Annotated in this window: 1 protein-coding gene; it reads left to right on the top strand. The window is 30.6% G+C overall.

Annotation, left to right across the window (positions count from 1 at the left end):
* Positions 1-578: 578 nt before the first annotated feature.
* On the top strand, positions 579-1,260 hold a 682-nt coding region (locus tag I3255_RS14445), incomplete at its 3' end, for a hypothetical protein (protein ID WP_238039442.1).

Genomic DNA, 1,260 nt, shown 5'->3' with positions numbered 1-1,260 from the left:
GGTAAACTAATAGCGAGTAATTTTAACCAATCATGTAAGGAAAACTTACAGATGATATTCGTTATGGTTTGCTAACAGAAATTGGTCATAACGTACGCTGCGATGATCTAAGTTTTTTTCTAGCGTGTAATCACAATAAAGTAGGGCAGAAAAGTATGGTTGTTCTTACTGAATGGTTAAAGCGTGAGTTTAAGTAGTAAAGAAATGAAATTATTATATTTGTGATCTAAATACATAATAAGTATGTAATGTATAAATATACCCATAAGAAATATTGAATATATATGGTGTGGTTTCTCTTTATATGTAAATTTCATTATTTAGTAATTTGAGTAATAAGTAGTCTTATTGATGTAATAAGTGTAGATAATGAAAATTCAATTCTTTACTGGAATAATTCCTTTTTTGCATGGTGCGTAATTTTTACATGTAATGAATATTTTTTCATCGTGATGTTTAGTCAAGGATGATTATTTTGCAGCTGAAAATATCAAAATAAAAATATATTAATATATTCGGTATGGATAAGGTTATATTCTGTATTTTAATAAATTTTATTATTTGAGGTTGAATTTCATATGCAAAAGAAAATTTTAGCTATATTAATTAGCGCTACATTTACATTGGTTGGTTGTAATTCATCAGACAATGAAAATAATAATCAAATAAATCCACCTGTTATTACGCCACAGCCTGATGGTGAGAATGATATCCAGCCAGAACCTCCTGTTCCTGATCCTGAAGATGATATAATTATTAACAGTACAGATTACCAATTAAGTTTGGATACGGCGAAAACAATGATATTTGCCAATGCTTCTTTTTATGGAAAGGGACATGAGTCACATTGGCACAATAAAAATACTATTGTTGGGTTTGGATATAAAAATCAGACTTCTGATAAAGATGGTATTGGATGGTTTATTGAAATTCCAGAAAAGACAGAATTAGAATTAACAGCACTGGTTGAAAATACATTTATTCAAGAAGACGGCTCAAACGGTGGGATGTTGCGTGTTGAAGTCTTTGATGCAGAAGATTTAATGCGAAATAAACTGATATCTGGTATTGATGCTCAATGGAAGGTTTATGCTAAAAAAGATAACAGCAAGGACAACTGGGGATTAGTTGAGGATAAACTAGGTACAGTAACTATACCTAATGGGGGAAAATATCTAATTGTTCTTAGGGCTGTACAAAATGGAAGTAATCCTAATGGTGAAATATATGAGCGCAATGTAAGCATGTTAGCTGAAATGA

The sequence above is a fragment of the Psychrobacter sp. Ps6 genome, from assembly GCF_022129235.1.
In the GTDB taxonomy this organism is placed as follows: domain Bacteria; phylum Pseudomonadota; class Gammaproteobacteria; order Pseudomonadales; family Moraxellaceae; genus Psychrobacter.
Note: the sequence above shows the minus strand (reverse complement) of the source record. Positions and strands in the feature narration are given on the sequence as shown.